Raw genomic sequence first — 736 nt, forward strand, 5'->3', positions numbered from 1 at the left:
ACTTCGGATCCACGCCCTCATGCTTCAGCGCGGCGAGCAGGCTGTAATGCGTCGTCGAGACGAACGGCACGGCGACCTTCTTGCCGGCGAGGTCGGCGACTTTCTCGATGCCGGCGCCGTTGCGCGCCACCAGCGCCTCGGATTCGCCGATCAGGCCGACTATAAAGATGGTCTGGATCGGCAATTCGCGGCTAGCCGCCGCCGCCAGCGGGCTCGAGCCGACATAGCCGATATCGACCGAGCCGGAAGCGACCGCGGCGATGACATCGGCGCCGGAATCGAATTTGCGCCAGTCGATTACTGCCTTCGTCTCCTTTTCATAGGCGCCGTCGGCCTGCGGCACTTTCGAAGGCTCGACCACCGTTTGATAGCCGATGGTGATTTTGAGGTCGTCGGCATGGGCCGGGCCGAGGAAGGCCGCGCCGGCAAGTGCCGCCGACGAGAGGAGAACAATGCGTCGCGAAATGGTGGACATGGAGGGCTCCTGAAAAGAGAAAAATCGGAATGCCCCATGATAGTCCGCTAATTCTATTAGGTTTGTAGAGTTAAATCCTTCCAACGAAGGCGGGCTTGTTAGAAAAAAGCTGTCGGTGGTCGGCGGATAGGGCGGATGAGGCGGTTGTAGCGTGCAGGGTGTCGCCATAGGGCAGACCTTTTGATGCCGGCGGGACAGCGCCCCCCTCTGTCCTGCCGGACATCTCCCCCTCAAGGGGGGAGATTGGCAGGGTCGGCTTCA

General features: G+C 61.4%; 1 protein-coding gene. It reads right to left on the bottom strand.

The features are described 5' to 3' along the window. A partial coding sequence (locus EN906_RS36085; RefSeq protein WP_164777704.1) for an ABC transporter substrate-binding protein occupies positions 1 to 475 on the bottom strand: 475 nt, incomplete at its 3' end. Positions 476 to 736: the final 261 nt, after the last annotated feature.

It is taken from the genome of Mesorhizobium sp. M7A.F.Ca.CA.004.06.1.1 (assembly GCF_003999135.1).
GTDB lineage: Bacteria > Pseudomonadota > Alphaproteobacteria > Rhizobiales > Rhizobiaceae > Mesorhizobium.